Consider the following 24803-nt stretch of genomic DNA (forward strand, 5'->3'; position numbering starts at 1 on the left):
TAAAAAAAGAAAAGCCCGCCGAAACGGCGGGCTTGAGAAGAGTTAATGAATAATTAGAACTGGTAAACCATACCCAGCGCGACGATATCATCAGTGCTGATACCGGCATCTTTATAGAACTGGTCGTCATCATCCAGCAGGTTGATTTTATAATCAACATAGGTGGAGAAGTTTTTGTTGAAATAGTAGGTAGTCCCAACAGAAACATATTTAACCAGGTCTTTATCGCCTTTGGTACCAGCAGGGCTTGCTGCTGTGCCAGGCATATTCAGATCCTTACCTTTAGACATCAGGAAAGAAACTTCAGGACGCAGACCGAAATCAAATTGGTACTGTGCAGTTACTTCATAGTTCTGAGTTTTATTCGCTACGCATGAGCTGCAATCGTCATTGCCGTAAGGCGTCATATTACGGGTTTCTGAATACATTGTGGCCAGATAGATATTATTGGCATCATATTTAGCACCAACAGTCCATGCATCCGCTTTATCACCGCCAGCGGTAGAGTAATTAACCTGCTCATTAGTACGATCGGAAGTGGTATATGCCGCGCCGAAACTTACGCCCATACCCAGATCATAAGTTGATGAGATACCGAAGCCGTCACCGTTAGCGTTCTTCACGTTACGATCGCCGCCGTTATTAGTGCCTTCCTGCTCATGAGAAACCTGGTTTTCATTGGCACCCTGATATTGCAACGCGAAGTTCAGACCGTCTACCAGACCGAAGAAATCAGTGTTACGGTAGGTGGCCACACCGTTAGCACGACCGGTCATGTAGTTGTCAGCGTAAGTATAGGAGTCGCCGCCGAACTCAGGCAGCATATCGGTCCAGCCTTCCACGTCGTACAGGACGCCGTAGTTACGACCATAGTCGAATGAGCCGTAGTCGCCGAATTTCAGGCCGGCGAATGCCAGACGAGTCCAGGAATTAGCACCTTCGCCTTCGGTAGTGTTAGCCTGAACGTTATATTCCCACTGGCCGTAACCGGTCAGTTGGTCGTTAATCTGTGTTTCGCCTTTAAAGCCGACACGCATATAGGTCTGATCGCCATCTTTAGAAGAGTCATCAGAGAAATAGTGCAGGCCGTCTACTTTCCCGTAAAGGTCCAGTTTGTTGCCGTCTTTGTTATAAATTTCAGCGGCGTGTGCCGCGCCAGCAGCCAGCAGAGCCGGGATGACAAGTGCCAATACTTTTCTTTTCATTTTTTTATCCTTAAAAACTTAACTTATTTGCAAAAGATTGAACTTCTACAGATTCGTTGAATCAAAGGCATCCTAATCTGAATAATATTATTTCAGCAAATGCTAACTTTTCTTATATGTTATTAATTAATACAAAAGTTACTGTCGGAAACGCATATATTTATGGTGAATATATTTGTTATTATATATTCATGATTATGATTTGTTTGATTTCACAATTTGCGAAAAAAGACGGTAATATAGCGCCGGGCAAACATTTTGTTATCAATTTTGTGAACTGGATTCGAGTTTTTTTAATTTAATTTTCTTGAGCGAAAAAGACGTAATGATGAGCCGCAACGCAGAGAAAACGGTAATAAAGGGGCCGTTTCGACTAATAAAAATAGCATTCATGTATACAATGTCTGTTTTTTGAACAGTGGCGGTGATGAGCATCGCCACTATGATTTGATAAAGGCAGGTAAAATCTGCAGCTAACTTATCCCGTCGTTTCGTCCCAGGCATGAGGGGCAAAAAGATAGCCTTTATTGCGAATGGTCTTTATACGATAGGGCTCAGCAGCGCTATCCAGCAGTTTCTTACGCAGGCGGGAAATCGCCACATCCACGCTGCGATCCAGACCATCATAATTGACGCCGCGCAGCGTTTTTAGCAACGCGTCGCGATCCATAATTTGTCCGGCGTGTGTCGCCAATTCCCAGAGCAATTCAAAATCGGCGGTGGAGAGCGATATGAAATCGCCATTGAGCTGGACCGCCCGGTTAAGGGGATCGATGGTTAACGCGCCAAAACGCAGCGCTTTATGCGGCGTAAGCGCGCTCTCCTGAAGACTTTTTGCCTGTTGCGTTTGTTCGCTTTGCCGCAGGTGTAAGCGCAGACGCGCCAGCAAAACGGCCGGAGGCGTGGTTTTGAGGATGTAGTCGCAGGCGCCCATCTCCAGCGCCAGAATATGATTCATATCACTGTCCAGCGAGGTGAGCAGGACAATCGGGCCTTGCCAGCGGTGGCGTAAATCGCGGCATATCGTCATGCCATCTTTACCTGGAAGCATAATATCCAGTAAAACCAGATCGGGCTGAGTGGTGAGGATAAGATCCTCCGCCCGGTCACCACGCGGCTCAACAATGACATCAATATCATGTTTCGCCAGATAAGCGGCAATGAGAGAACCCACTTCAGCGTCGTCTTCAACAAATACAATGCGGTTCATATTATAAATGGAGAATAGAAAACGCCAACATACACCGCCTCTGTTTTCCCTTCCATAAATCTTTTCTAAACGAGAGCGGTTCCGTTATGCTACACGCTGTTGTTATTAGCGTGTTAAGGCAAGGTAATGGGACTCGTGATTAAAGCTGCCCTGGGGGCGCTGGTCGTCGTATTGATTGGTCTGCTGTCAAAAACGAAAAATTATTATATCGCCGGATTAATTCCTCTGTTTCCAACGTTTGCGCTTATCGCGCACTATATCGTGGCCAGCGAGCGGGGCATCGACGCGATGCGTACCACCATCGTCTTTAGCATGTGGTCGATCATTCCTTATTTCATTTATCTTGCAACGCTATGGTATTTCAGTGGCGTGATGCGCCTGCCCGTCGCGCTTGGCGGTGCGGTGGTCTGCTGGGGGCTAAGCGCGTGGCTGCTGATTTTTTGCTGGATTAAATGGCATTAATATTGGCACAGACCGTGGTTTCCCCATCGTAATACATACGGATATTACGATGGGGAGGTTGTTAACCCACCAGCATCCACGTAGCCGGAACCGCCGCGACCAGCAATAAACCAATCAGCACGACTTCCTGACGATTTAATACGTTGTCATGCTTGTGCGTTCGACGCGCATACAGGAAAACCAGTAATCCAGGCGCGTACAGTACGACGGACAGCAGCAGGTGCATGGGACCCGACGCATATAATAACCATAAGCCATAAATACAGGCTCCGATACCGACCGCCCGATGGAGGGGACGCGTTGCAATCTTCAGCAGAAATGCGCCGACCAGAAAGTAGGGCACCAGAATCATTTCTGACGCAATCGTCAATAGCGTGTTGTAGTCTGAACCGGTAAGCCAGATCAGTACCAGACAGATTTGCACACAGATATTGGTGAGCCATAACGACGCAGAAGGCGCGCCTTGCGCATTTTGTCGCGCGAAGATGCCCGGGAAGGATTTATAGGCTGCCGCCAGAAACGGCACCTCCGCCGCCATGATAGTCCAGCTTAGATAAGCCCCGCAGACAGACACAATCAGTCCCGCCGCAATAATAATTTCTCCCCACGGCCCCATCATTTTTACCATCAGTCCGGCCATCGACGGGTTACGCATCTCCGCCAGTTCCGGACGCGCAAGAACGCCAAGAGAAAGCAGCGTGACCAGGAGATATATTCCCAGCGCTGCGAGTACCGCCAGTAGCGTGGCGCGGCCTACATCGCGTTTATTTTTCGCTCGGGCCGAGACGACGACGGCGCCTTCAACGCCAATAAACACCCACAGCGTAATAAGCATGGTGTTCTTGACCTGTTCCCATACGGGAATACCGAGCTCAACACCGGTGAAGTCCAGTGTGAAGGTATCCAGTTTGAACATCATGATAGCCAGCACAATAAACGCGCCGAGCGGTAACAGTTTCGCCAGAGTCGCGACCAGATTGATGCTGGCTGCCGTTTGTACGCCGCGCAGGATGAGGAAATGGACAATCCAGAGCAGGACTGAAGCGCCGACAATAGCCTGCCAGGTATTACCGTCGCCAAACAGACGCAGCGCAGGCGTATCGGTAAAGAAACTCAGCGCTGAAAAAACGATAACCAAATAGGATACGTTGGCGATGACCGCGCACAGCCAATAGCCCCAGGCAGAACAAAAGCCAATCAGTTCGCCGAAGCCTTCGCGGGCGTAAGTAAAGATACCGCCGTCAAGCTCGGAGCGAATGCGCGTGAGGATTAACATGGCGAATGCCAGTAAGAGTATCCCCACGCCGGTAATGGCCCAGCCAATTAACAACGCAGCCGGACTGGCAACGGCGGCCATATTCTGGGGCAGACTGAAAACACCTGCGCCAAGCATTGAGCTTAAAACCAGCGCGGTCAGCGCGCTCAGTCCCAGTTTTTTTTCCATTGGTATCCAGCTATAAAAATGAAATTGGAAGAATAATTATTATGGCAAAACGCATAAAAATGGTGAAAGCCACTAAGGCGCGGGATTTTACGGAGAGAAGGGACCGCATGCAACGGCCTGGATAAGATTTATCGCCAAAAAAGCGAAAAGTGAGATTCATCGCGATATTTGACGGAACTGGCATCCCGCGAGAAAGTGCCTGATGGTGGCTTATCAGGCCTGCCGTTGAACGATCGTATAGGCCTGATAAGGCAGGTATGCCGCCATCCGGCGAGAAAGCCTGATGGCGACGCGCGCCTTATTTATAGAGGTCGGCGCTGATGGTGATGTTATTGCCGCGCTCCTGCCACTGACGCGTAATATGATAATACTTAGCGCCTTTCTTCGCCGCGCGTTTGGCGACCTGGTAGGAGATTTCTGTCATATTGCCGTAGTTGCCGGTGAACTTAACGCTGTCGAAAGGCACCATCATCGCAGCCGTCGCTTTATTCAGCTCCTCAACTTTTGTGCCATCCGGAAGTGTGACAGTGTAACGCCCACCTTTGGTGGATTGCGTTTCGAAGAAACGGCCTACTTCGGCGCTCGGCGAGGCTGACGTAGCGACGCCTGGAATTTCGACTTTCTTCGCAGCTTCGCCGCCCTGAGCCAGCGCGGCGCGGCCAGCTTCAGAGTCCGCCGGAATAGCGTCCGGGCTCTGGACGATGCGTTTTTTTGCATCTTGTTTATAGATAAATGCAGTGATGCGCTGGTTTCCGCCCTGATTCGCATCCACCTGACGAACAATATAGAAAGCGTATGCGTCTTTCTGTTTCGCCGCTTTCGTAATGGCATCGTTAACTTCCGGCTGGCTACGGTAGAAGCCCTGAACGGTGACGGTGTCATACGGTTCTAATTGTACGGCCTGGTCTTTCGGTAATTCCACGATGCCATTAATGACACGATTTTTGGGCGCGTCGGCTTTCGGCGCGTCGGCTTTATACACGTCCGCCACAACACGCCAGTTACCACTGTTGCCGAACTCCGAGGTGTCGACAACATAGAAGGAGGCTGCGCCTTCTTTATCTGCGCGGCGGGACACGGCGGAGACCGCATCGCCAATAGCATTAAAACGACCGGTAATAACGATGCGGTCATAAGGTTTTAGTGCAGCCGCTTGCTCCGGCGTCAGTTCTGTTGCTGCATGGACAGAAAAAGCAGCCGCAGAAAGCAGAGCCGACGCCAGGAGAGTGTTCTTAAGCTTCATAAAAATAATCCTTCGCCTTGCGCAAACCAGGTACTGGTATTGTTATTGACTAGAAACGTGGCTGATTATTGCATTTAAACCATATGGATGTCTGCGGGATTTTTCACGCATCGTGTCATGTATCCTATCTTTGATGATAACATTTGCCGATATGTCGAAAAAAACGGCGTCCGGGCGGCTAAGCTAATGAAGCGCATGAATTTAATAAGTTAATTTAATGTTAATTTCTTGATATCGACAGAGGTTTAATGATGTTTTACTGTCAAATTTGAGCGAATTATCAGCCCTCGCAGGCCATTTTCAAGGCATTATGGCTGCTTAGTGGCTGAATCGTTCATGTTTTGCAAATTTGATAAAAAATTCTGTTTTTTGGCGCTAGATCACAGGCGTTATTTTCAGTAGGTTATAGAGAGTTTGTAACGGTTTTATTCTGCAGGGGTAACATTTACCTCAAACGCGGGCAGGCGTACGCTTCTCGCGCTTACTGACAAACCATCATCAAAAATACCGATGGAAGGGAACATTTATGCGAATTGGCATACCAAAAGAGCGGTTACCCAATGAAACCCGTGTCGCTGCGACGCCGAAAACGGTAGAGCAGCTACTGAAGCTGGGGTTTAGCGTCGCTATCGAAAGCGGGGCGGGTCAACTGGCAAGTTTTGACGACAAAGCGTTTGCGCAGGCTGGCGCGGATATTGTAGACGGCAATGCTATCTGGCAGTCGGAAATTATTCTCAAGGTTAATGCGCCTGAAGAAGAGGAAATCGCTTTACTGAACCCCGGGACTACGCTGGTCAGTTTTATATGGCCTGCGCAAAATCCTGGGTTAATGGAGAAACTTGCCGAACGTAAGGTCACGGTGATGGCGATGGACTCCGTGCCGCGTATTTCCCGCGCGCAGTCGCTCGACGCGTTAAGCTCAATGGCGAATATCGCGGGTTATCGCGCCATTGTAGAGGCCGCGCATGAATTTGGGCGCTTCTTTACCGGGCAAATCACCGCCGCCGGGAAAGTGCCGCCGGCGAAGGTGATGGTGATTGGCGCGGGTGTAGCTGGTCTTGCGGCTATCGGCGCGGCAAACAGCCTGGGGGCGATTGTCCGCGCGTTTGACACTCGTCCTGAAGTCAAAGAGCAGGTTCAGAGTATGGGGGCTGAGTTCCTCGAACTGGATTTTAAAGAGGAAGCCGGTAGCGGCGATGGTTACGCCAAAGTCATGTCCGAGGCGTTTATCAAAGCGGAAATGGCGCTCTTTGCCGCCCAGGCCAAAGAGGTCGACATCATTGTTACCACCGCGTTGATTCCGGGCAAACCTGCGCCGAAGCTGATTACCCGCGATATGGTCGATTCTATGAAGGCCGGCAGCGTGATTGTCGACCTGGCCGCGCAGAATGGCGGTAACTGCGAATATACCGTCGCCAATCAGGTTGTGACGACGGACAATGGCGTGAAAGTGATTGGCTACACCGATTTACCGGGGCGTTTGCCGACGCAGTCATCCCAACTTTATGGCACCAACCTGGTTAACCTGCTGAAGCTGCTGTGCAAAGAGAAAGACGGCAATATTGACGTGGATTTTGACGATGTCGTGATCCGTGGCGTGACGGTGATTCGCGACGGCGACATTACCTGGCCTGCGCCGCCAATCCAGGTTTCCGCACAGCCACAGTCCGCGCCTAAAGCAGCGCCTGCGCCAAAAGAGCCGGAAAAGCCCGCTTCACCCTGGCGGAAGTATGCGTTAATGGCGCTGGCGATCATTCTTTTTGGCTGGCTGGCCGATGTCGCGCCAAAAGAGTTCCTCGGCCATTTTACCGTGTTTGCGCTCGCCTGCGTGGTTGGTTATTACGTGGTGTGGAACGTGTCTCATGCGCTTCATACGCCATTAATGTCGGTGACCAACGCAATTTCAGGGATTATTGTTGTCGGGGCATTATTGCAAATTGGTCAGGGCGGCTGGGTCAGCTTCCTGAGCTTTATCGCGGTGCTTATCGCCAGCATTAATATTTTCGGTGGCTTCACCGTGACTCAGCGTATGCTGAAAATGTTCCGGAAAAACTAAGGGGTAACACATGTCTGGAGGATTAGTTACAGCTGCATACATTGTTGCCGCGATCCTATTTATTTTCAGTCTTGCCGGGCTTTCAAAGCATGAAACGTCCCGCCAGGGGAATAACTTCGGTATTGCCGGGATGGCGATCGCGTTGCTGGCGACCATTTTCGGGCCGGATACCGGCAACGTGGCATGGATTCTGGTCGCCATGATTATTGGCGGCGCGATTGGCATCCGCATGGCGAAAAAAGTTGAGATGACCGAGATGCCGGAGCTGGTCGCGATTCTGCACAGTTTCGTGGGCCTGGCGGCGGTACTGGTTGGCTTTAACAGCTATCTGTACCATGACGCCAGTCTGGCGCCGGTGCTGGTGAATATCCATCTGACCGAAGTCTTCCTCGGTATCTTTATTGGCGCAGTCACTTTCACTGGATCGATCGTAGCGTTTGGTAAACTGCGCGGCAAAATTTCTTCTAAGCCGTTGATGTTGCCTAACCGTCACAAAATGAACCTGGCGGCGCTGGTTGTTTCTTTCCTGTTGCTGCTGGTTTTTGTCCGCACCGAAAGCGTGGGTCTACAGGTTCTGGCGCTGCTGCTGATGACCATTATCGCGCTGGCGTTTGGTTGGCATCTGGTCGCCTCTATCGGCGGGGCGGACATGCCGGTGGTTGTTTCAATGCTGAACTCCTATTCCGGTTGGGCTGCCGCGGCGGCTGGCTTCATGTTGAGCAACGATTTGCTGATTGTGACCGGCGCGCTGGTCGGTTCGTCAGGCGCGATCCTGTCTTACATTATGTGTAAAGCGATGAACCGCTCTTTCATCAGCGTTATTGCTGGTGGGTTCGGTACTGACGGCTCCTCAACGGGCGACGATCAGGAAGCTGGCGAACATCGCGAAATCACGGCGGAAGAGACCGCTGAGATGCTGAAAAACTCCCACTCCGTCATTATTACGCCGGGGTACGGGATGGCGGTGGCGCAGGCGCAGTATCCGGTAGCGGAAATCACCGAAAAACTGCGTGCGCGCGGTATCAACGTGCGTTTCGGCATTCATCCGGTGGCAGGGCGTTTGCCCGGTCATATGAACGTGCTGTTGGCGGAGGCGAAAGTGCCTTATGACATCGTGCTGGAGATGGACGAGATCAATGATGATTTCGCCGATACCGATACCGTGCTGGTAATTGGCGCGAACGATACGGTGAACCCGGCGGCGCAAGACGATCCCCGCAGCCCGATCGCCGGTATGCCGGTTCTCGAAGTGTGGAAAGCACAGAATGTCGTGGTCTTTAAGCGTTCAATGAATACTGGTTATGCTGGTGTGCAGAACCCGCTGTTCTTTAAAGAGAATACGCAAATGCTGTTTGGCGATGCCAAAGCCAGCGTGGATGCAATTCTGAAAGCGCTTTAATCTTTTAAACGTGCGGCGGCCTCTTCGGAGGCCGTTTTTATAAACTTCACCCTTTAAGCTGCCTCTTTGTTGGCTGCGCTCAGAAACCCCGGTCACATCGTTATCTATGCTCCCGGGGATTTCTTCCCTTGCCGCCGCGATGCATCTTGAATGATTTTGTGTATGTATTGCATTTTATCTTTTGTTTAAATCGCTAAGCAGAACGGCGATACTCTGCCCGCCGGTGGTCTGTTCGAGGGCGATTTTGACAATGATGGTTAACGGAACGGAGAGCAACATGCCCACCGGACCTAATAGCCAGCCCCAGAAAATTAACGACAAAAATACCACTAAGGTTGAAAGGCCTAAACCACGTCCCATGATACGTGGCTCAAGGATATTGCCGAAGACCAGATTAATCAGCAGATAGCCTGCCAGCACCAGCAGCGCATCATAAAACCCGTTAAATACCAGCACCTGAATAATGGGCGGCAGGGCAGCGAGCACCGATCCAATATTAGGAATATAGTTCAGCGCGAAGGCCAGTAGACCCCAGACAAAGGCGAAGCGGACATCCAGCGCGGCCAGCATTCCCCATGCGACCAGCCCCGTCACGATACTGATCGCTGTTTTTAACACCAGATAATGGGAAACGCTATCAAGCGCGCGTTGAATTGCCGCCATGCCTTCCACCGGACGGCTCATCATCTGCTGCAGTTTTTCAGGCAATTGTGGAACCTCCAGCAGCATAAATACCACGGTCAATAACAATAAAAAGATGGACGACATGGCATTGGACAGCTGGGTGAGCAGGTTCGTTACCAGAGTCATGGCGGCGTTTGGATCGATATATTTCGCCAGCTCATCAACCGACACGCCAATGCCTGCTCGCTGTAACCACGGTTCAATACGTTGCAACGGTATCACCAATGAGGAGCGATATTGTGGTAGGGTACGAGCCAGTTCATTTAATGATGTCCCCAAATAGGCCAGTAGCAGTACCATTAACATAACAATAATCACAATGAGCAATGATACGGCGATAACGCGCGGAATTCGGCATCGGGTCATCCGTTGCGCAACGGGATTGAGAACGACTGCAATAAATAACGCCAAAATAAAGGGAACAATGATATCTGCGGCGAAGCGGATACCGCTCAGAATAACCACCAGCATTCCCAGCATAATGACGATTTTTAGACCATTGAGCGTGATGATCGGTTTTGCCATATCAGTCCCTGTTTTCTGATGCCGACTCGAATAATAATGTGATGTCGGTCGACCTGTTCTGGTTAAAATCAAACACTTCAGGTAAAGAAGTGAAAATATTTTGAGTTAATTCCTGGCTTATGATACAAATCAGGCGTGTTCAACTACCGAGGACAATTATCATCCGCGATGACGAGAAGCAACACTGCGGATAATTGTAATATTATGGACAATATGTTCAGCACTTTTTTCTCCACGCAAACGCATCTTCACTCTACCTCCTTTTTCCTGCTTATTGGCGAGCAGCACTGGCGTAACGCACTTTAGTCTCTCACTTCTGCCTGAGCTGGCGCAACGCGCTGTGCTAACTGATTTTATTTTTTAGTTTGCTGCGTGCAGCAGACTCGAAAGAGTATATTCTCATGCAGGAGAAGTGTCATGTTTTACTGGATTTTATTAGCTCTGGCTATCGCGACTGAAATTACCGGCACGCTCTCAATGAAATGGGCTAGCGTGGGTAATGGCAATGCGGGTTTTATTTTAATGCTGGTGATGATCACGCTGTCATATATATTTCTTTCCTTTGCGGTAAAAAAGATTGCCCTGGGTGTGGCGTATGCCTTATGGGAAGGGATCGGCATTTTATTTATTACCATTTTTAGCGTGCTGCTATTTGATGAAGCATTATCAACCATGAAGATTGCCGGCTTGCTGACGCTGGTCGCCGGCATCGTATTGATCAAATCAGGGACGCGTAAACCCGGCAAACCGGTGAAGGGGGCGGCTCGTGCAACAATTTGAATGGATACACGGCGCCTGGCTTGGGCTGGCAATAATGCTGGAAATCGCGGCTAACGTACTGTTGAAATTTTCGGACGGCTTTCGCCGTAAATGCTATGGCATCTTATCGCTTGCCGCTGTTCTGGCCGCCTTCAGCGCGCTTTCCCAGGCGGTTAAAGGGATAGACCTGTCGGTGGCGTATGCATTATGGGGCGGTTTTGGTATTGCCGCCACGTTGGCGGCGGGCTGGGTGCTCTTCGGTCAGCGCTTAAACCCCAAAGGCTGGGTTGGCGTGATATTGCTGCTCGCCGGAATGGTCATGATCAAATTTGCCTGAGACGATCGCTGCCTGTCGGTTCAGGCAGCGATTCCCGCATTAATCCTGCGCCAGTGCTTTCAGCTTATCGCGAAAGCCGGTGACGGATATAGCGCGGTTATCGGCGCGCCAGCGATCTTTAGCCGCAGGGGCGGAGCTTTGTACGCCAATGAGCTGCCATCCGCTATCCGTGTGCAATAAGAGCGGCGAGCCGCTGTCGCCAGGTAAGGTGTCGCACTGGTGTGAGAGTACGGCATTCTGCGCCCAGCCGGTCACGACGCAATCCTGATGGGAATAGAGCGCATTCAGATGATCTTCCGGATAACCGGACTGCGTGACTTTTCGGTCTGCGGCTTTCAACGCCGCAGTGAGCGCCGCTTTATCGCCGGTAAATAAAGGCACTGGCGTGATACCGGAAGGTGGGTAGCGCAATATTACCAGACCAAAATCCCAGCTTGCCGCGGCAGGCGGCACAATCCAGCCATCGCCATCCGCTTTCAGACGTCGGCCCAGCGACGGTTCAACGCGGCCTTCAATGCCGTGGATTTCATAGCGCCATACTCCTTTTCGCGCCACAAAACGCAGCGCAACCGCCTTGTCTGGTTTTCCTTTCGGTGGCGTTAGCAGGCAGTGACCTGCTGTCAGGGCGATATGCGGGGAGATAAGCGTTGCCGTACACAAATTACCGCTGGCGGTCTCTAGTTGCCCGATGGCATCCCACGGTGATTGGGTAGGATCGGCGACGGGCACCCGATCGTCATGGTTAAAAAAAAGCGTTTTAACGTCGCTGGCATCCGTGGCGTCTGTTTCAGCCTCCCCGGCTTTCGCCATAACCGGTAAAAAACACACTATGCCCAGTAATACAGCAATGGTTTTATGCATATCACACTCTGGTGGGTAATTATGATTATTAACAACAAACCCTCAGTACTACTATAGACGTGACGGTAAGAAAGTGGGAGTAAAATCAGATAACTACACTCAGGAAAGATAGAAATGCGTGGCAATAACGGCGCATAAAATAAGCACGATAAGAATGAGCTCAAAGCGGTAGCGAGACACTTTTTTGCCCTCCCGGAAGGCGGCGCTAAACCAGAACAATTTAGCGCCGTAAAAACGGGCGCGGGGGCGCGCCGCAGCATGTTACGACTTACGCAGCCGGTTGAGTAGTTGGTTTTGACGTGGTTTTGGCTGGCGCTTTACCACCTTTTTTCTGGTGCTTTTTAGCCGCCTGCGCTTTTTGCTCAACGGTTTTCTTATGCTGCTTTTTGTGGTGCTGGGTGGTCTGGGGTGTTTTGGCAGGCGTTGCGGTTTTCGCAGGCGTTGCAGTCTCAGCCGCGAATGCTGCGGAAGAGAGACCCATTGCAGCGGCAACAACCAGAGCTAATACTTTTTTCATTTTGATACCCTCGATTTGGTTTTCATTCAACCCCACTGCGGGGCCGGTGAAATGACTATATCGCTGTTATCAAAAGGCTTCCGTGAGTGATTGGTTTCGGCATGTAACGCTATGTACAATCCCCCGGTAACGCGATGTCAGCCCCCACCATAATAGGTAGCTTTACGTTACCGGCCGTTATTTTTGGTCGCAGAGTCGGTAATATTCGCTCTCCAGAATAACAAGTACACCGTATATGAATCCGATAATCTGGGTGGTATTTACGCTTCTGGCGCTGGATGCAATCAGAGAAGTCATGGGAGTATCAAGCTTGACAGGTCTGTGGTAAACAGTGAGTCGTGGCGTGAAACCAGCCCGGCGATAGCGCACGTTGCTATCGCCGGATTATTTCTTTTCAGGCGTGAAGACGATGATGTAACCGCGTCCCGACCAGGATGGCCAGCACCAGCATTAGCGCGATAAAACCGCCTACGCCGTTCCAGCCGTAACTATGCCAGAATACGCCGCCTAGCGTCCCGGCGATACTGGACCCCAGATAATAGCTGAAAAGATAAAGTGACGAGGCCTGTCCCTTCGCCCGGCGCGCACGCGGGCCAATCCAACTACTGGCCACGGAGTGCGCGGCGAAAAAGCCGGCGGAAAAAAGCAGCATTCCGGCAAAAATCAGCCAAAGCGAGGTAAAAAGTGTCAGTAAAAGCCCGCCCAGCATTACTGCGATAGAGAACAGCATCACCGGCCCCCGGCCATAGCGTGAGGTCATTGCGCCAGCTTTCGGCGAGCTCCATGTGCCGGTGAGATAGGCTACGGATAACAGTCCGACCACGGCCTGGCTTAATTCCCAGGGGGAGAGCATCAGGCGATAGCCAATGTAGTTAAACAGGGTGACGAACGCGCCCATCAGTAAAAAGCCTTCCGCAAACAGCAGAGGTAACCCCCGATCGCGCCAGTGGAGACGGAAATTAATAAATAGCGTTTTAGGCCGTAGCGACGTGGGACGGAAATGTTGTGAGGCGGGTAAAATCTTCCAGAACATCAGCGCGGACGCCAGCGCAAAGCATCCGATGGCCGCCAGCGCGATGCGCCAGTTAAAAAAGTCGGTCATGACGCCGCTTAATAAACGCCCGCTCATCCCGCCGATGGAATTACCGCTAATATAGAGCCCCATGGAGAAAGCGACAAAGCTGGGATGGATTTCTTCGCTCAGGTAGGTCATTCCCACCGCGGCGACGCCGCTTAACGATAGACCGATCAGCGCACGCATAATCAGAATACCATGCCAGCTGGTCATCATGGTTGATAACAATGTGCAGCAGGAGGCTAATAACAAGGCGGTGACCATCACCGGTTTACGGCCTATCGCATCAGAAAGCGGGCCAGTAAAAAGTAAGCCGATAGCCAGCATGGCGGTAGAAATAGAAAGTGAAACGCTGCTGCTGGCGGGGGAGACGCCAAACTCCTGGGAAAGTACCGGTAGTATAGGCTGAACGCAATAAAGGAGCGCGAAAGTCGCCAGGCCCGCGGAAAAAAGGGCCAGCGTGACGCGCATGAAAGGCGCTGTACCGCGTTTAATAAATTGAACCGGCTGAGAATGGCATTGTTCATCGATATCGCTCGCCGTGGCGTCATCGAGAATAGTTGTACGACTCACGTTAAATCCTTGCTTTACATCTCCGTCAACAGGAGACGGGTATAACCGACATGTAAAGCATAGAAAAAGCAAAATATTCTGTCTAATATATTAATTGTCTCAAATAAGACGTTAAAAATATGAATATCGAATTACGTCATTTACGTTACTTTGTGGCGGTAGCAGAAGAGCTGCATTTTGGTCGCGCCGCCGCGCGCCTCAATATCTCGCAGCCGCCGCTGAGTCAGCAGATACAAATTCTGGAGCAGCAGGTCGGCGCGCGATTACTGGCGCGGACCAACCGCAGCGTAGCGTTAACCGCCGCCGGGCGACAGTTTCTGGTGGATAGCCGACACATCCTGAGTCTGGTAAACGACGCCGCCGCTCGCGCCGAGCGGTTGCATCAGGGCGAAGCGGGAGAAATCCGTATTGGCTTTACGTCTTCAGCGCCTTTTATTCGGGCGGTATCGCATACCTTTTCGCTGTTCCGCCAGACCTATCCGGGGGTGCATATGCAAACGCGTGAAATGAATACGCGTGAGCAAATCGCGCCGCTCAACGAAGGCGTACTGGATATTGGCTTGCTGCGGAATACGCCGCTGCCCGACACACTTAATCGCGAGGTGATTTTGCATGAGCCGCTTATGGCCATGATCCCGCGCGAACATCGGCTGGCGCAAAAGCCGGTCGTCAGTCTGACAGAACTGGCGGAAGAACCTTTCGTCTTTTTCGATCCGCATGTCGGGACGGGCCTCTACGACGATATTCTCGGCCTGATGCGGCGCTATAACCTGTCGCCGACCATCACGCAGGAGGTTGGCGAGGCAATGACCATTATCGGTCTGGTGGCGGCGGGACTGGGTGTCTCGATTCTGCCGGCATCCTTTAAGCGTGTACAGATGAGCGAGATGCGCTGGGTTCCCCTGGCAGAAGAGGACGCCGTATCTGAAATGTGGCTGGTATGGCCAAAGCATCATGAACAGAGTCATGCCGTACAGCGGTTTTGCCAACTGCTATTACTGGCTGCCCGACGGGATTAATTACGCTTTAAAAGGGTGAAAATGTGCAGTTAATCACACGGCTAAGCAAAAAGTTGACGGCGAGTATTGAAGTGTTTCACCATAGCACACAGATTATTTCGGAGCGCGAAAATAAAGGGAGTGAGCGGTGGTTGCTGATAGTCAGCCTGGGCATATCGATCAAATTAAGCAGACCAATGCTGGCGCAGTGTATCGCCTGATTGATCAGCTCGGACCGGTATCGCGAATTGACCTGTCTCGTCTGGCGCAGTTGGCGCCTGCCAGTATTACGAAAATTGTTCGCGAAATGCTGGAAGCGCATTTGGTTCAGGAACTTGAAATTAAAGAGGCGGGCAGTCGTGGACGTCCCGCCGTCGGGCTGATGGTGGAAACGGAAGCCTGGCACTATTTATCTATTCGTATTAGCCGTGGCGAAATTTTCCTTGCGCTACGCGATCTTAGCAGCAAACTGGTGGTAGAAGAGTGTCTGCCGCTGCCGTTAACCGAAGCCACTCCGTTGCTTGAGCGAATTATTACGCACGTTGATCGGTTTTTTACCCGCCATCAGCAGAAACTGGAGCGTCTGACCTCCATTGCCATTACGTTACCGGGCATTATCGATACCGAAAACGGCGTTGTGCACCGGATGCCGTATTACGAAGATGTCAAAGAGATGCCTTTGGGAGATGCGCTGGAGCGGCACACCGGCGTACCGGTTTACATTCAGCATGATATTAGCGCCTGGACGATGGCAGAGGCGCTTTTTGGCGCCTCACGCGGCGCGCGCGACGTTATCCAGGTGGTGATTGATCATAATGTGGGGGCGGGCGTTATCACCGACGGTCATTTGCTTCATGCGGGCAGTAGCAGTCTGGTAGAGATTGGGCATACCCAGGTCGATCCTTATGGTAAGCGCTGTTATTGCGGTAATCATGGCTGTCTGGAGACCATCGCCAGCGTCGATAGCGTGCTGGAACTTACGCAGCTTCGGCTTAATCAGTCGATGAGTTCAATGTTGCACGGCCAGCCGTTAACGGTAGATTCACTGTGTCAGGCGGCGATGCAGGGAGATCTATTAGCAAAAGATATTATTAGCGGCGTTGGCGCGCATGTCGGACGCATTCTGGCTATCATGGTGAATTTATTTAATCCGCAAAAAATTCTTATTGGTTCGCCGCTAAGTAAAGCGGCTGATATCCTTTTTCCGGCCATTGCTGACAGTATCCGTCAGCAGGCGCTGCCTGCCTACAGCAGGAACACGGTTGTGGAAAGCACGCAGTTTACCAACCAGGGCACGATGGCCGGGGCGGCGTTGGTAAAAGACGCGATGTATAACGGCTCTTTGTTGATTCGTCTATTACAGGGTTAACATTTTTTAACTGTTGTACAAAAATTTGCGCTAACTCAAGCTGATTGCCCTTGCCATATCTTAGACTTTCTCCACTGTATTATTTTCCTGGCTTATATTTTCGAAGCATAACGGTGGAGTTAGTGATGCTGAAGCGTTTCTTTATTACAGGTACAGACACTTCTGTTGGGAAGACGGTGGTTTCCCGCGCATTACTACAAGCGTTAGCGTCGGGTGGTAAGAGCGTTGCAGGGTATAAACCTGTCGCTAAAGGGAGCAAAGAGACTGCAGAAGGGATGCGCAACAAAGACGCGCTGGTATTGCAAAGCGTCTCTTCGCTGGAGTTGCCGTATGAGGCGATTAATCCGATCGCGTTAAGCGAAGAAGAAAGCAGCGTCGCGCATAGCTGTCCTATAAATTACACCTTGCTGTCCAACGGTCTGGCGAGCCTGAGCGATAAAGTGGACCACGTGGTTGTGGAGGGTACTGGCGGCTGGCGTAGTTTGATGAATGATTTACGTCCATTGTCCGAATGGGTGGTACAGGAACAGTTACCGGTATTGATGGTGGTAGGGATTCAGGAGGGGTGCATTAATCATGCGCTACTGACTGCGCAAGCTGTCGCTAACGATGGACTGCCATTAATTGGCTGGGTGGCGAATCGTATCAATCCTGGCCTGGCGCATTATGCTGAAATTATTGATGTGCTTGGGAAAAAACTGCCAGCGCCGCTGATTGGCGAGTTGCCGTACCTGCCGCGCGCCGAGCAGCGTGAGCTGGGGCAGTATATTCGTTTGTCAATGCTCGGCAGCGTGCTGGCGGTAGATAGAATCATGGCGTAACGTTCGCGAGAGCACTGACGCGACTACACAGGCAATCAGCAGACCGGGGAGTAACTGATACTCGCCGGTCATTTCACAAATCATCAGGGTGGACATTATCGGCGCATGGGTTGTCGCCGCCAGTAGCGTCGCCATACCCGCCAGCCCCAATAAAATCGCTATTTCATCCGAGCCTGGCAGCCAGAATCCCCATATCCGACCCAGAAACATTCCAATTGATAATCCGACAAATAATGTTGGCGTAAAGACGCCGCCCGGCGCGCCAGACCCGCTGCTGGCGAGCACCGCCAGGATTTTGCACACAAAAATTCCGCCAATCAGCGAGAATAGCGGCGGGGAGAGCAAAAATGATTGTACGACGCTATAGCCGTTTCCCCATACCGTGGGCGTGAGTAACGACAGTAATCCGACAATAAGCCCGCCCAACGCCAGTTGCCAGGGCGGCGACAATTTTAAGCGTAAGAAACTATTATGGCTGGCCGTCATCAGCCACATCAGCAATGGGCCGCACAGACCGGCGACCAGACCGGTACTGACTATCATGACGTACTCCCGCGCGTGGAGATCAACGGTCAGATGTACGGTATAGAGTAGTGAATCGCTACCGTTTAATACATGGGTGGTTAGCAGGGCGACGACGGCGGAAACGACAACCGGGCCGAGGGAAGCCAGCATTAAGGTACCGAACAGGATTTCCGCGATAAACAGGCTGCCCGCCAGCGGCGCATGGTAAGCGCCCGCCATGCCCGCAGCGGCACCGCTGGCGATCCATAATTTCCATTCCTCACGCGGCGTGAAGCGTCTGGCAAAGCTGGATGCCGCCAGCGAGGCGAGGAGGATCATTGCGCCTTCGCGACCAATTGCGCTGCCGCTGACCACGACCAGCAGCGAGGCCAGCGATTTCACCAGACTGGCGCCAACGTCAAATTGCCCGTCGGTTTGCAATGCTTCCATATAGTCAGTGGGCGCATGGGGGCGCTGTTGGTTCATTTTTTGCCACCCCCACAGCAACAGACCAGCGGCCAGGCCGCCAAGCGCCGGCGTAATCAGCCGTCGCCAGGGCGAAAGCCCCTCAGCCGCATTCACCAGACTGCCGGTGTCATTACTCAGGAAAATCCACTCCAGCAATTGCATCGCATGACGGAAGGCGGCGACAGCCAGCGCCGCGAGAATACCAATGAGCGTAGCGATCAGCAGGCGACGAAACATCGCGCGCAGATCCGGGTAAGCGTGTAAACGATGCATGAGCAGGTAAACAGGGAGTTTCAGGATAGCCTATTCTGCGGGGAAATGGCGTCAGACGCAAAAGCACTATGTGCCATATAATATTGCGTACAATAATGATATTGCCGGATAGCGAGAGACCATCCGGCGGCAACGTTAGCTGCTTTCGTGAATATTTAGCGCCCGACGCGTGCGGCCTGAGCTGAGATAATCGGCGATGTAATCCTGAGAGATTTCACCGTTATAGCGTCCGTCTTCATCAACGATCGGCATCCAGCTGGTATTACTTTCGTACAATCTGGACAGCACAATACGCAGATTATCTTCCGCTTTGCCCGTAATACGGAAAGGATGGGTGATATCGGCGCAGATTCCGCTGGCGTTCCGCGCTTCCCGGCGCTTCACAAATCCCAGTGGCTTACCGTCGTTGTCAATGACGGTAATGGCGCGAATATCGTGATCATCCATAATGCCGAACGCCTCGCTTAACGGCGTGGAAGGCCGCGCGGTAATGGTTGGCTGTTGGTCGGTCACATCGCCTGCGGAGACCAGTAGCAAACGCTTTAACGTTCTGTCCTGACCGACAAACGACCCGACAAACTCGTTAGCCGGTTTGGCCAGCAGTTCATCAGGACTGGCGCACTGTACAATTCGCCCCTGACGGAACACGGCGATACGGTCGCCGAGCTTTAGCGCTTCGTCGATGTCATGGCTGACCAGCATCACGGTCTTTTTTAGCTTACGCTGCATATCCAGAAACTGGTTCTGGATCACTTCGCGGTTAATTGGGTCCACCGCGCCGAAGGGCTCATCCATCAGCAGTACCGGCGGATCGGCGGCCAGAGCGCGGATCACGCCAATACGCTGCTGCTGTCCCCCGGACATCTCCTTTGGATAGCGATGCAGAAATTTTCTGGCATCCAGCGCCACCATGTCCATCAACTCTTCGGCGCGTTGCTTGCAGCGTGCTTTGTCCCAACCCAACATGCGCGGCACAACGGTAATATTTTCTTCAATCGTCATATTAGGAAACAGGCCGATCTGTTGGATAACATACCCAATATTGCGGCGTAGCGTTACCGTATCCATATCGTTGGTATTCTCGCCGTTGATAAGAATATTACCGCTGCTGGGCGCGATCAGCCGGTTGATCATCTTTAACGTGGTGGTTTTGCCGCAGCCGGAGGGACCGAGTAAGACGCACATTTCGCCTTCCGGCACGTTCAGGTTGACGTTGTCGACGGCTTTTAGCGGCTGACCCTTTTTCTGTACAAATTGTTTGGTGAGATTTTCCAGTTTTATCATTATCGTATCCCCTTAGGTGTCAGTACGACTTGCAGACGATGCAACAGCCAGTCAAGTACAATTGCCAGTAGACAGATCATCAGCGCGCCGGCAATTAACATGCGAATATCGCTGCCGCTAATGCCGTTTAACAGTAGCAGCCCCAGACCGCCGGCACCGATCACCGCGGCAATCGCCATCACGCCGATATTCATCACTACCGCGGTGCGGATACCCCCGAAAATAACCGGTAGGGCCATTGGGATTTCGACCCAGCGCAGCCGTTGCCAGAAAGTCATACCGATGCCGCGTCCCGCTTCACGCAGACCGGGCGGCAAACTATCAAGCGCAGTATGGGTATTACGGACAATCGGCAGTAAAGAGTAGAGAAAAACGGCCGTCACGGCGGGCAGAACGCCAATACCATGCCCGATCAGCGAAAAGAGCGGGATCATTAATCCAAACAGCGCGATAGACGGAATGGTAAGAAGTAGCGTGGCGGCGCCCAATACCGGCGTTGCCAGCCATTTGTGGCGTACAATCAAAACGCCTAACGGTACGCCGATGATAATCGCCAGACCGACGGCCAGCGCGACCAGCCAGAGATGCTGAAAGGTAAGGCTGGCGAGATAGCCTGCGTTATCCAGCATATAATGTATCGTATCCATAGGCGCTCCTTACAGCAGACCTTTGTCCTGCAAAAATTGATGGGCTACCTGTTGCGGCGTGCGATGCTCGATATCGACCTGGGCGTTTAGGGTCGATATCACATCGTTATTGAGCAGGCCGGAAAGGGTGTTTAAGGCGTCATCAAGGCCAGGATTGGCTTCCAGCACCTCTTTACGCACTACGGGCGTGACAGCGTAACTTGGGAAGAAGCCTTTATCATCTTCCAGCACTTTCAGATCAAACCCTTTCACCCGTCCGTCGGTGGTATAGACCAGCCCGGCGTCAACCAGCCCATCCCGAACGGCGTTATAGACCAGCCCTGGGTCCATCTGTCGTATTTGCGGGCGATCAAGCTGCATCTGGTAGGCTTGCTGAAGGGGCTTCATTCCGTCGCTGCGCCCGGCAAATTCCAGATCGAGGCCGAGCATCCAGTTGTGGTCAGGATCGTTCTGCCGGACCTGTTCGATTTTTGCCACCATTTGCGAGATGGTGGTGATATTTTCCGACTCGGCGCGTTTGCGCTGCATCGCGAACGCGTAAGTATTGTTCATGTCAGCCGGTTTGAGCCATACCAGGCCCAGCTTCGCATCCAGGCGTTTTACCGTGTCGTAGGTTTCCTGTGGACTCATGCGCTTATCGATACGGTTGAAAATAATCAGCGATGTACCGGTGTATTCCCAGGTAATATCAATTTGTTTATTCACCATCGCATTACGTGAAATCACCGCGGCGATATTGGTTTGCGGCTGAACCTGAAAGCCTTTCTTCTGCAAATACTGAACGGTCATAGCGGAAAGAATATGCTGCTCGGTAAAGCTTTTGGTGGCGAGAACCAGCGGCGCGGCCTGCGTCTGGCTACTGAACAACAGCGTTGCGGCAAGCCATCCTAACAGGTGTTTTTTGAATCTCATTTAACGCTCCTTATTGTTATTTATGCGTTCAAACGGTATGAGGGCTAAGGCGTCGCCCAAACCAGGCAAGCAGAGTGTCAAGAATCAGCGCGAATAACGCCGTGGCCGTTGCGCCGAGGATCAACGTCGGAAAATCGTTGAGATAAATTCCCGGGAAAATCAGCTCGCCGTAGCTGCTGGCGCCGATCAGAAAGGCCAGCGGCGCGGTGCCGACATTGATGGCGGTCGCGATGCGAATACCGGACAGCATCACTGGCCACGCATTAGGTAGCTCTACCTGGCGAAGCCGCTGCCATTTTGTCATCCCAATCCCGTTCGCCGCTTCAATCAGTGAGGCGGGAACGGAACAGAGGCCCGCATAGGTATTGCGGACGATAGGCAGAAGGGAGGCCAGAAATAGCGCGACAATGGCGGGCGTATCGCCGATCCCGATAATCACCATCGCTAAGGCCAGGACGGCCAGTGGCGGCAAGGTATTACCAACATTAAAGATTTGCATGACATATTCAGCAAATCCTTTTGCCGCAGGTCGGCTGAGTAAAATCCCACTCGGGATACCGACCAGTAAAGCAAAAAACATGGACGTAAAGACCAGCATCAAATGCCGTTGTCCGAGATACAGCAGATCGACCTGACGCGCTTTCAGCGTCTCCAGACCGATTCCCCAGATAAACAGCGCCAGTAACAGCAAAATGACGATAGTGAACCCAAGTACGCGTTTTAGGGTGAGGGTGTGCATTGCGGTGTGTCTCCCTGTTTGCATGTGTTATGGCGACGTTAAGAGTCGCGTGTTGTTATGCCATGTTCCGGCAGGGTACTTTGAGCTATAGCAACAGGTTGGGAAGGATTCCAGCGGAGCGTGATGTTTAACACTGTTAAACATCTATTAACAATTATGTTTTGCCCTTATGCGGCTTCGCGTGAACATTCACGATAAAGAATTATCTTAAAAATAGAAACGTAGTGTGACGTTGTCACTTTTTGTAGATAAAAATAGGCCGCAATGGGAGAAAAGGCAGGTAAAATCCTGCCTTTTGTGGGGATTAACGGAATAACGGTTTTACAGCGACGGGAATAATGAGTTGAGCTTGCCATTGCGCCAGAGTCAGACGCGCCAGTTGCCCCAACGCCTGATAAAACGGATGCCCGGCATGATCGATAAATACGTCCAGAAAGCGGGACGACCACGGAAACAGATGCCAGGCCAGGAGTTGTTCGCATTCATGATGACGGTCATTCTCGGCAAGCCAGGCCGCCAGCAGCAACAGCGACCCAAAATGATCTTCTGGCTCGTTTTGCTGCATTTCAAACTGAATTCCGTTTTCGCGCATCCACTGACGTAGCGCCAATGTAGAATCGCCAAATAATACGCTCTCACGATCCAGCCAGACGGAACCCCACGGCGGAGACGGCAGAGCGTAAGGGCCGATAAACAGACGCTGCCAGGCCTGTGGCAACGACTCTTCGCTGTGGGTCTTAAACATAGCCGCCACAGGCGCAAGCGCCTCGGCATCAAGCGGCCACTGCGCCTGCCAGTCGTCGGTTAATAGCGCCTGAACCAGAGGAGCGGTTTCGTGGCTTTCCGGCGAATAATAAAACAACGCGCCGAGAACACGCGCCGTTACTGCAAAATCATCACGTTGTAAAAAAGTGGTCATTCAAACAATCCCGAAAGGTGCGGGTCGCCCCGCACGCATAAATTAACCTGCGACGGCCATACCTACGGTCATATGCAGGCCATAAAAAAGTCCGCGGCCAATAATTTCGCCCGCCAGCACCAGCACGACACCGAGCAGCAAACCAACGGTATGCGGTTCGCGGCGACGGATTAGCGGACATAGCCAGCAGCCTAATCCGGCAGCAAGCAAGACAATGCGCCAGACCTGTAGCATACCGTAATCCGGTGCGAGATGGCTGGCCTGTTGCACGGAACTGTGAATGGTTGAGAGAGACAGCCCTTGTAGTACGATGACCGCCACGCACACCACCAACGCCAGGCCGCTAATACTGGCAAACGTCACGCTGCAAAATGGGACGCGCGCGATGCGTAGCAGTAGCGCCGCAAACACCGGGCCGCACAGGAATGCCGTGAGGAAAAAGGCCAGCGTGGTGTAGCCATTATACCAGGTTGGCACGGTATCTATCTGATAAACGAGCGTCATTGCCCAGATGAATGCAACGCCGAGCGCCATACTGACCAGCAGCCACACTTTACCCAGCGCCGGGGGCATTTTACCGAGTACCGCCACCAGCCACCAGATGCCGCCTACGGCAAAGAACACCGATCCTGCGGCGATTTCATTACTCAGTGCGGAAGCGCCTACGCGGTTAAGCGAGTTAAACGCACGCATCGGCGAGCCGAGATGCATAATCGACGCGAGGAATCCCACTCCCATCACCAGCCACAGAAAAAACATGCTGCGCACGATGCGCTGACGGGCGATGGTATCGTCTTTTGCCGTCAGCCAGCCCAGTCCGCTAACGATTAACGCGCCGACCACGCACTGACCAAAGACCGTGAAGATCATCAACGGCCATTCATGCCATCCACTTCCCATCTTATACCTCCTTCGGATTGGCCAGATAACCGGTAGTGTCCCCGGTCGGGCGGCTGTTGGCGTTGGGTTTAATCACAATATTCGGCTTCGTGAAATGCGCGCGCGGCAGCGGCGCGACGGCAGCCAGCTCACCGTGTTTTTTGCGCAGTTCGTCTATCGGACCAAAGTCCAGCGCCCGCAGCGGACAGGATTCCACGCAAATTGGTTTCTTGCCTTTCGCCACCCGGTCATAACAGCCGTCGCACTTGGTCATATGACCTTTGGCGGCGTTGTACTGCGGCGCGCCGTACGGGCAGGCCATGTGGCAGTAGCGGCAGCCGATACAGACCTCTTCATTCACCACCACAAAACCGTCATCGCGCTTGTGCATCGCGCCGCTCGGGCAGACTTTCGTACAGGCCGGGTCTTCGCAGTGGTTACAGGAGATGGAGAGATAGTAGGCAAAGACGTTCTGGTGCCAGACGCCGTTATCTTCCTGCCAGTCGCCGCCTGCGTATTCATATATCCGCCGGAAACTAACGTCGGGAGTGAGATCTTTGTAGTCCTTGCAGGCCAGTTCGCAGGTTTTGCAACCGGTGCAACGACTGGAATCAATAAAAAATCCATACTGGGTTGTCAT

General features: G+C 52.2%; 25 protein-coding genes. 9 read left to right on the forward strand and 16 right to left on the reverse strand.

The genetic code is table 11. The annotated features are described in order from the left end of the window. Positions 1-53 precede the first annotated feature (53 nt). Together ompC and rstA are read right to left on the reverse strand one after the other, a co-directional pair. The gene (gene ompC / locus ACLJRE_RS06225; protein ID WP_000824316.1) at positions 54-1205 is read right to left on the reverse strand and encodes a porin OmpC; all 1152 of its coding nucleotides are present in this window, start codon (positions 1203-1205) and stop codon (positions 54-56) included. Positions 1206-1683: 478 nt separating this feature from the next. Then, positions 1684-2415 (reverse strand): two-component system response regulator RstA, encoded by a 732-nt coding sequence (rstA, locus tag ACLJRE_RS06230; RefSeq protein WP_001080048.1) that lies wholly within the window; start codon positions 2413-2415, stop codon positions 1684-1686. A 126-nt stretch (positions 2416-2541) separates the two neighbouring features. Between rstA and ACLJRE_RS06235 the strand changes: the two genes are divergently transcribed. Further along, positions 2542-2877 carry a GlpM family protein gene (locus ACLJRE_RS06235; protein WP_000524877.1) on the forward strand — a complete coding sequence of 112 codons (336 nt, stop codon included), beginning with the start codon at positions 2542-2544 and terminating at the stop codon, positions 2875-2877. A 61-nt stretch (positions 2878-2938) separates the two neighbouring features. Here ACLJRE_RS06235 and ACLJRE_RS06240 read toward each other — a convergent pair whose 3' ends face one another. After that, entirely contained in the window at positions 2939-4321 is a 1383-nt protein-coding gene (locus ACLJRE_RS06240; protein ID WP_000412353.1) for an amino acid permease, read from the reverse strand. Positions 4322-4619: 298 nt separating this feature from the next. After that, positions 4620-5564, reverse strand: coding sequence for a DUF1471 family protein YdgH (gene ydgH, locus ACLJRE_RS06245; protein ID WP_000769292.1), 945 nt, complete (start codon positions 5562-5564; stop codon positions 4620-4622). 526 nt (positions 5565-6090) lie between these two features. On the opposite strand from ydgH, the gene pntA reads away from it, so the two are divergent. Then, complete coding sequence (pntA, locus tag ACLJRE_RS06250) at positions 6091-7620, forward strand: Re/Si-specific NAD(P)(+) transhydrogenase subunit alpha (protein WP_023212214.1); 1530 nt, start codon at positions 6091-6093, stop codon at positions 7618-7620. A 10-nt stretch (positions 7621-7630) separates the two neighbouring features. Continuing rightward, on the forward strand, positions 7631-9019 hold the full coding sequence (gene pntB, locus ACLJRE_RS06255) for a Re/Si-specific NAD(P)(+) transhydrogenase subunit beta (protein ID WP_000014056.1): 1389 nt from the start codon (positions 7631-7633) through the stop codon (positions 9017-9019). Between the two features lie 174 nt (positions 9020-9193). Here pntB and ACLJRE_RS06260 read toward each other — a convergent pair whose 3' ends face one another. Beyond that, positions 9194-10228, reverse strand: coding sequence for an AI-2E family transporter (locus ACLJRE_RS06260; protein WP_001118264.1), 1035 nt, complete (start codon positions 10226-10228; stop codon positions 9194-9196). A gap of 417 nt (positions 10229-10645) precedes the next feature. Here ACLJRE_RS06260 and mdtJ point away from each other — a divergent pair, with 417 nt between their 5' ends. Beyond that, positions 10646-11008 carry a multidrug/spermidine efflux SMR transporter subunit MdtJ gene (gene mdtJ / locus ACLJRE_RS06265; RefSeq protein WP_000500279.1) on the forward strand — a complete coding sequence of 121 codons (363 nt, stop codon included), beginning with the start codon at positions 10646-10648 and terminating at the stop codon, positions 11006-11008. Further along, complete coding sequence (gene mdtI, locus ACLJRE_RS06270; protein ID WP_001183821.1) at positions 10995-11324, forward strand: multidrug/spermidine efflux SMR transporter subunit MdtI; 330 nt, start codon at positions 10995-10997, stop codon at positions 11322-11324. The genes mdtJ and mdtI overlap by 14 nt, the downstream gene beginning before the upstream one ends. Positions 11325-11363: 39 nt before the next feature. Here the strand turns inward: mdtI and ACLJRE_RS06275 are convergent, their stop codons facing one another. Together ACLJRE_RS06275 and asr are read right to left on the reverse strand one after the other, a co-directional pair. Further along, the gene (locus ACLJRE_RS06275; RefSeq protein ID WP_000549638.1) at positions 11364-12185 is read right to left on the reverse strand and encodes a trypsin-like serine peptidase; all 822 of its coding nucleotides are present in this window, start codon (positions 12183-12185) and stop codon (positions 11364-11366) included. Positions 12186-12453: 268 nt separating this feature from the next. After that, positions 12454-12702 carry an acid resistance repetitive basic protein Asr gene (gene asr, locus ACLJRE_RS06280; protein ID WP_023208193.1) on the reverse strand — a complete coding sequence of 83 codons (249 nt, stop codon included), beginning with the start codon at positions 12700-12702 and terminating at the stop codon, positions 12454-12456. A gap of 235 nt (positions 12703-12937) precedes the next feature. On the opposite strand from asr, the gene ACLJRE_RS06285 reads away from it, so the two are divergent. Next, positions 12938-13030, forward strand: coding sequence for a KPN_01571 family protein (locus ACLJRE_RS06285; protein WP_001068154.1), 93 nt, complete (start codon positions 12938-12940; stop codon positions 13028-13030). 66 nt (positions 13031-13096) lie between these two features. Here the strand turns inward: ACLJRE_RS06285 and ACLJRE_RS06290 are convergent, their stop codons facing one another. Further along, on the reverse strand, positions 13097-14350 hold the full coding sequence (locus ACLJRE_RS06290; RefSeq protein ID WP_000091786.1) for an MFS transporter: 1254 nt from the start codon (positions 14348-14350) through the stop codon (positions 13097-13099). A gap of 119 nt (positions 14351-14469) precedes the next feature. Between ACLJRE_RS06290 and ACLJRE_RS06295 the strand changes: the two genes are divergently transcribed. From ACLJRE_RS06295 to bioD, 3 genes are all read left to right on the forward strand, one after another. Continuing rightward, positions 14470-15369: a LysR family transcriptional regulator gene (locus tag ACLJRE_RS06295; protein WP_023212211.1), complete on the forward strand. Its 900-nt coding sequence runs from the start codon at positions 14470-14472 to the stop codon at positions 15367-15369. A gap of 127 nt (positions 15370-15496) precedes the next feature. Continuing rightward, positions 15497-16717 (forward strand): sugar metabolism global transcriptional regulator Mlc, encoded by a 1221-nt coding sequence (gene mlc, locus ACLJRE_RS06300; protein ID WP_000225094.1) that lies wholly within the window; start codon positions 15497-15499, stop codon positions 16715-16717. Positions 16718-16842: 125 nt separating this feature from the next. Next, a complete protein-coding gene (gene bioD, locus ACLJRE_RS06305) occupies positions 16843-17538 on the forward strand; it encodes a dethiobiotin synthase (RefSeq protein WP_000919206.1) in 696 nt (231 codons plus the stop codon). Here bioD and clcB read toward each other — a convergent pair. From clcB to dmsB, 8 genes are all read right to left on the reverse strand, one after another. Next, entirely contained in the window at positions 17494-18783 is a 1290-nt protein-coding gene (clcB, locus tag ACLJRE_RS06310; protein WP_000554918.1) for a voltage-gated ClC-type chloride channel ClcB, read from the reverse strand. The genes bioD and clcB overlap by 45 nt on opposite strands. A 135-nt stretch (positions 18784-18918) precedes the next feature. Then, entirely contained in the window at positions 18919-20067 is a 1149-nt protein-coding gene (gene osmV, locus ACLJRE_RS06315) for an osmoprotectant ABC transporter ATP-binding protein OsmV (protein WP_000593093.1), read from the reverse strand. Beyond that, positions 20067-20714, reverse strand: coding sequence for an osmoprotectant ABC transporter permease OsmW (osmW, locus tag ACLJRE_RS06320; protein ID WP_000379677.1), 648 nt, complete (start codon positions 20712-20714; stop codon positions 20067-20069). Before osmW ends, osmV begins: the two co-directional genes overlap by 1 nt. A gap of 9 nt (positions 20715-20723) precedes the next feature. Next, complete coding sequence (gene osmX / locus ACLJRE_RS06325) at positions 20724-21626, reverse strand: osmoprotectant ABC transporter substrate-binding protein OsmX (RefSeq protein ID WP_001211193.1); 903 nt, start codon at positions 21624-21626, stop codon at positions 20724-20726. 28 nt (positions 21627-21654) lie between these two features. Then, complete coding sequence (osmY, locus tag ACLJRE_RS06330; protein WP_000557304.1) at positions 21655-22365, reverse strand: osmoprotectant ABC transporter permease OsmY; 711 nt, start codon at positions 22363-22365, stop codon at positions 21655-21657. A gap of 304 nt (positions 22366-22669) precedes the next feature. After that, positions 22670-23284, reverse strand: coding sequence for a Tat proofreading chaperone DmsD (gene dmsD, locus ACLJRE_RS06335; protein ID WP_000206565.1), 615 nt, complete (start codon positions 23282-23284; stop codon positions 22670-22672). Between the two features lie 42 nt (positions 23285-23326). Next, on the reverse strand, positions 23327-24184 hold the full coding sequence (locus ACLJRE_RS06340; RefSeq protein ID WP_000534706.1) for a dimethyl sulfoxide reductase anchor subunit family protein: 858 nt from the start codon (positions 24182-24184) through the stop codon (positions 23327-23329). A gap of 1 nt (position 24185) precedes the next feature. Next, a complete protein-coding gene (dmsB, locus tag ACLJRE_RS06345; RefSeq protein WP_000213072.1) occupies positions 24186-24803 on the reverse strand; it encodes a dimethylsulfoxide reductase iron-sulfur subunit DmsB in 618 nt (205 codons plus the stop codon).

It is taken from the genome of Salmonella sp. SAL04157 (genome assembly GCF_046551635.1).
Lineage (GTDB): Bacteria > Pseudomonadota > Gammaproteobacteria > Enterobacterales > Enterobacteriaceae > Salmonella > Salmonella enterica.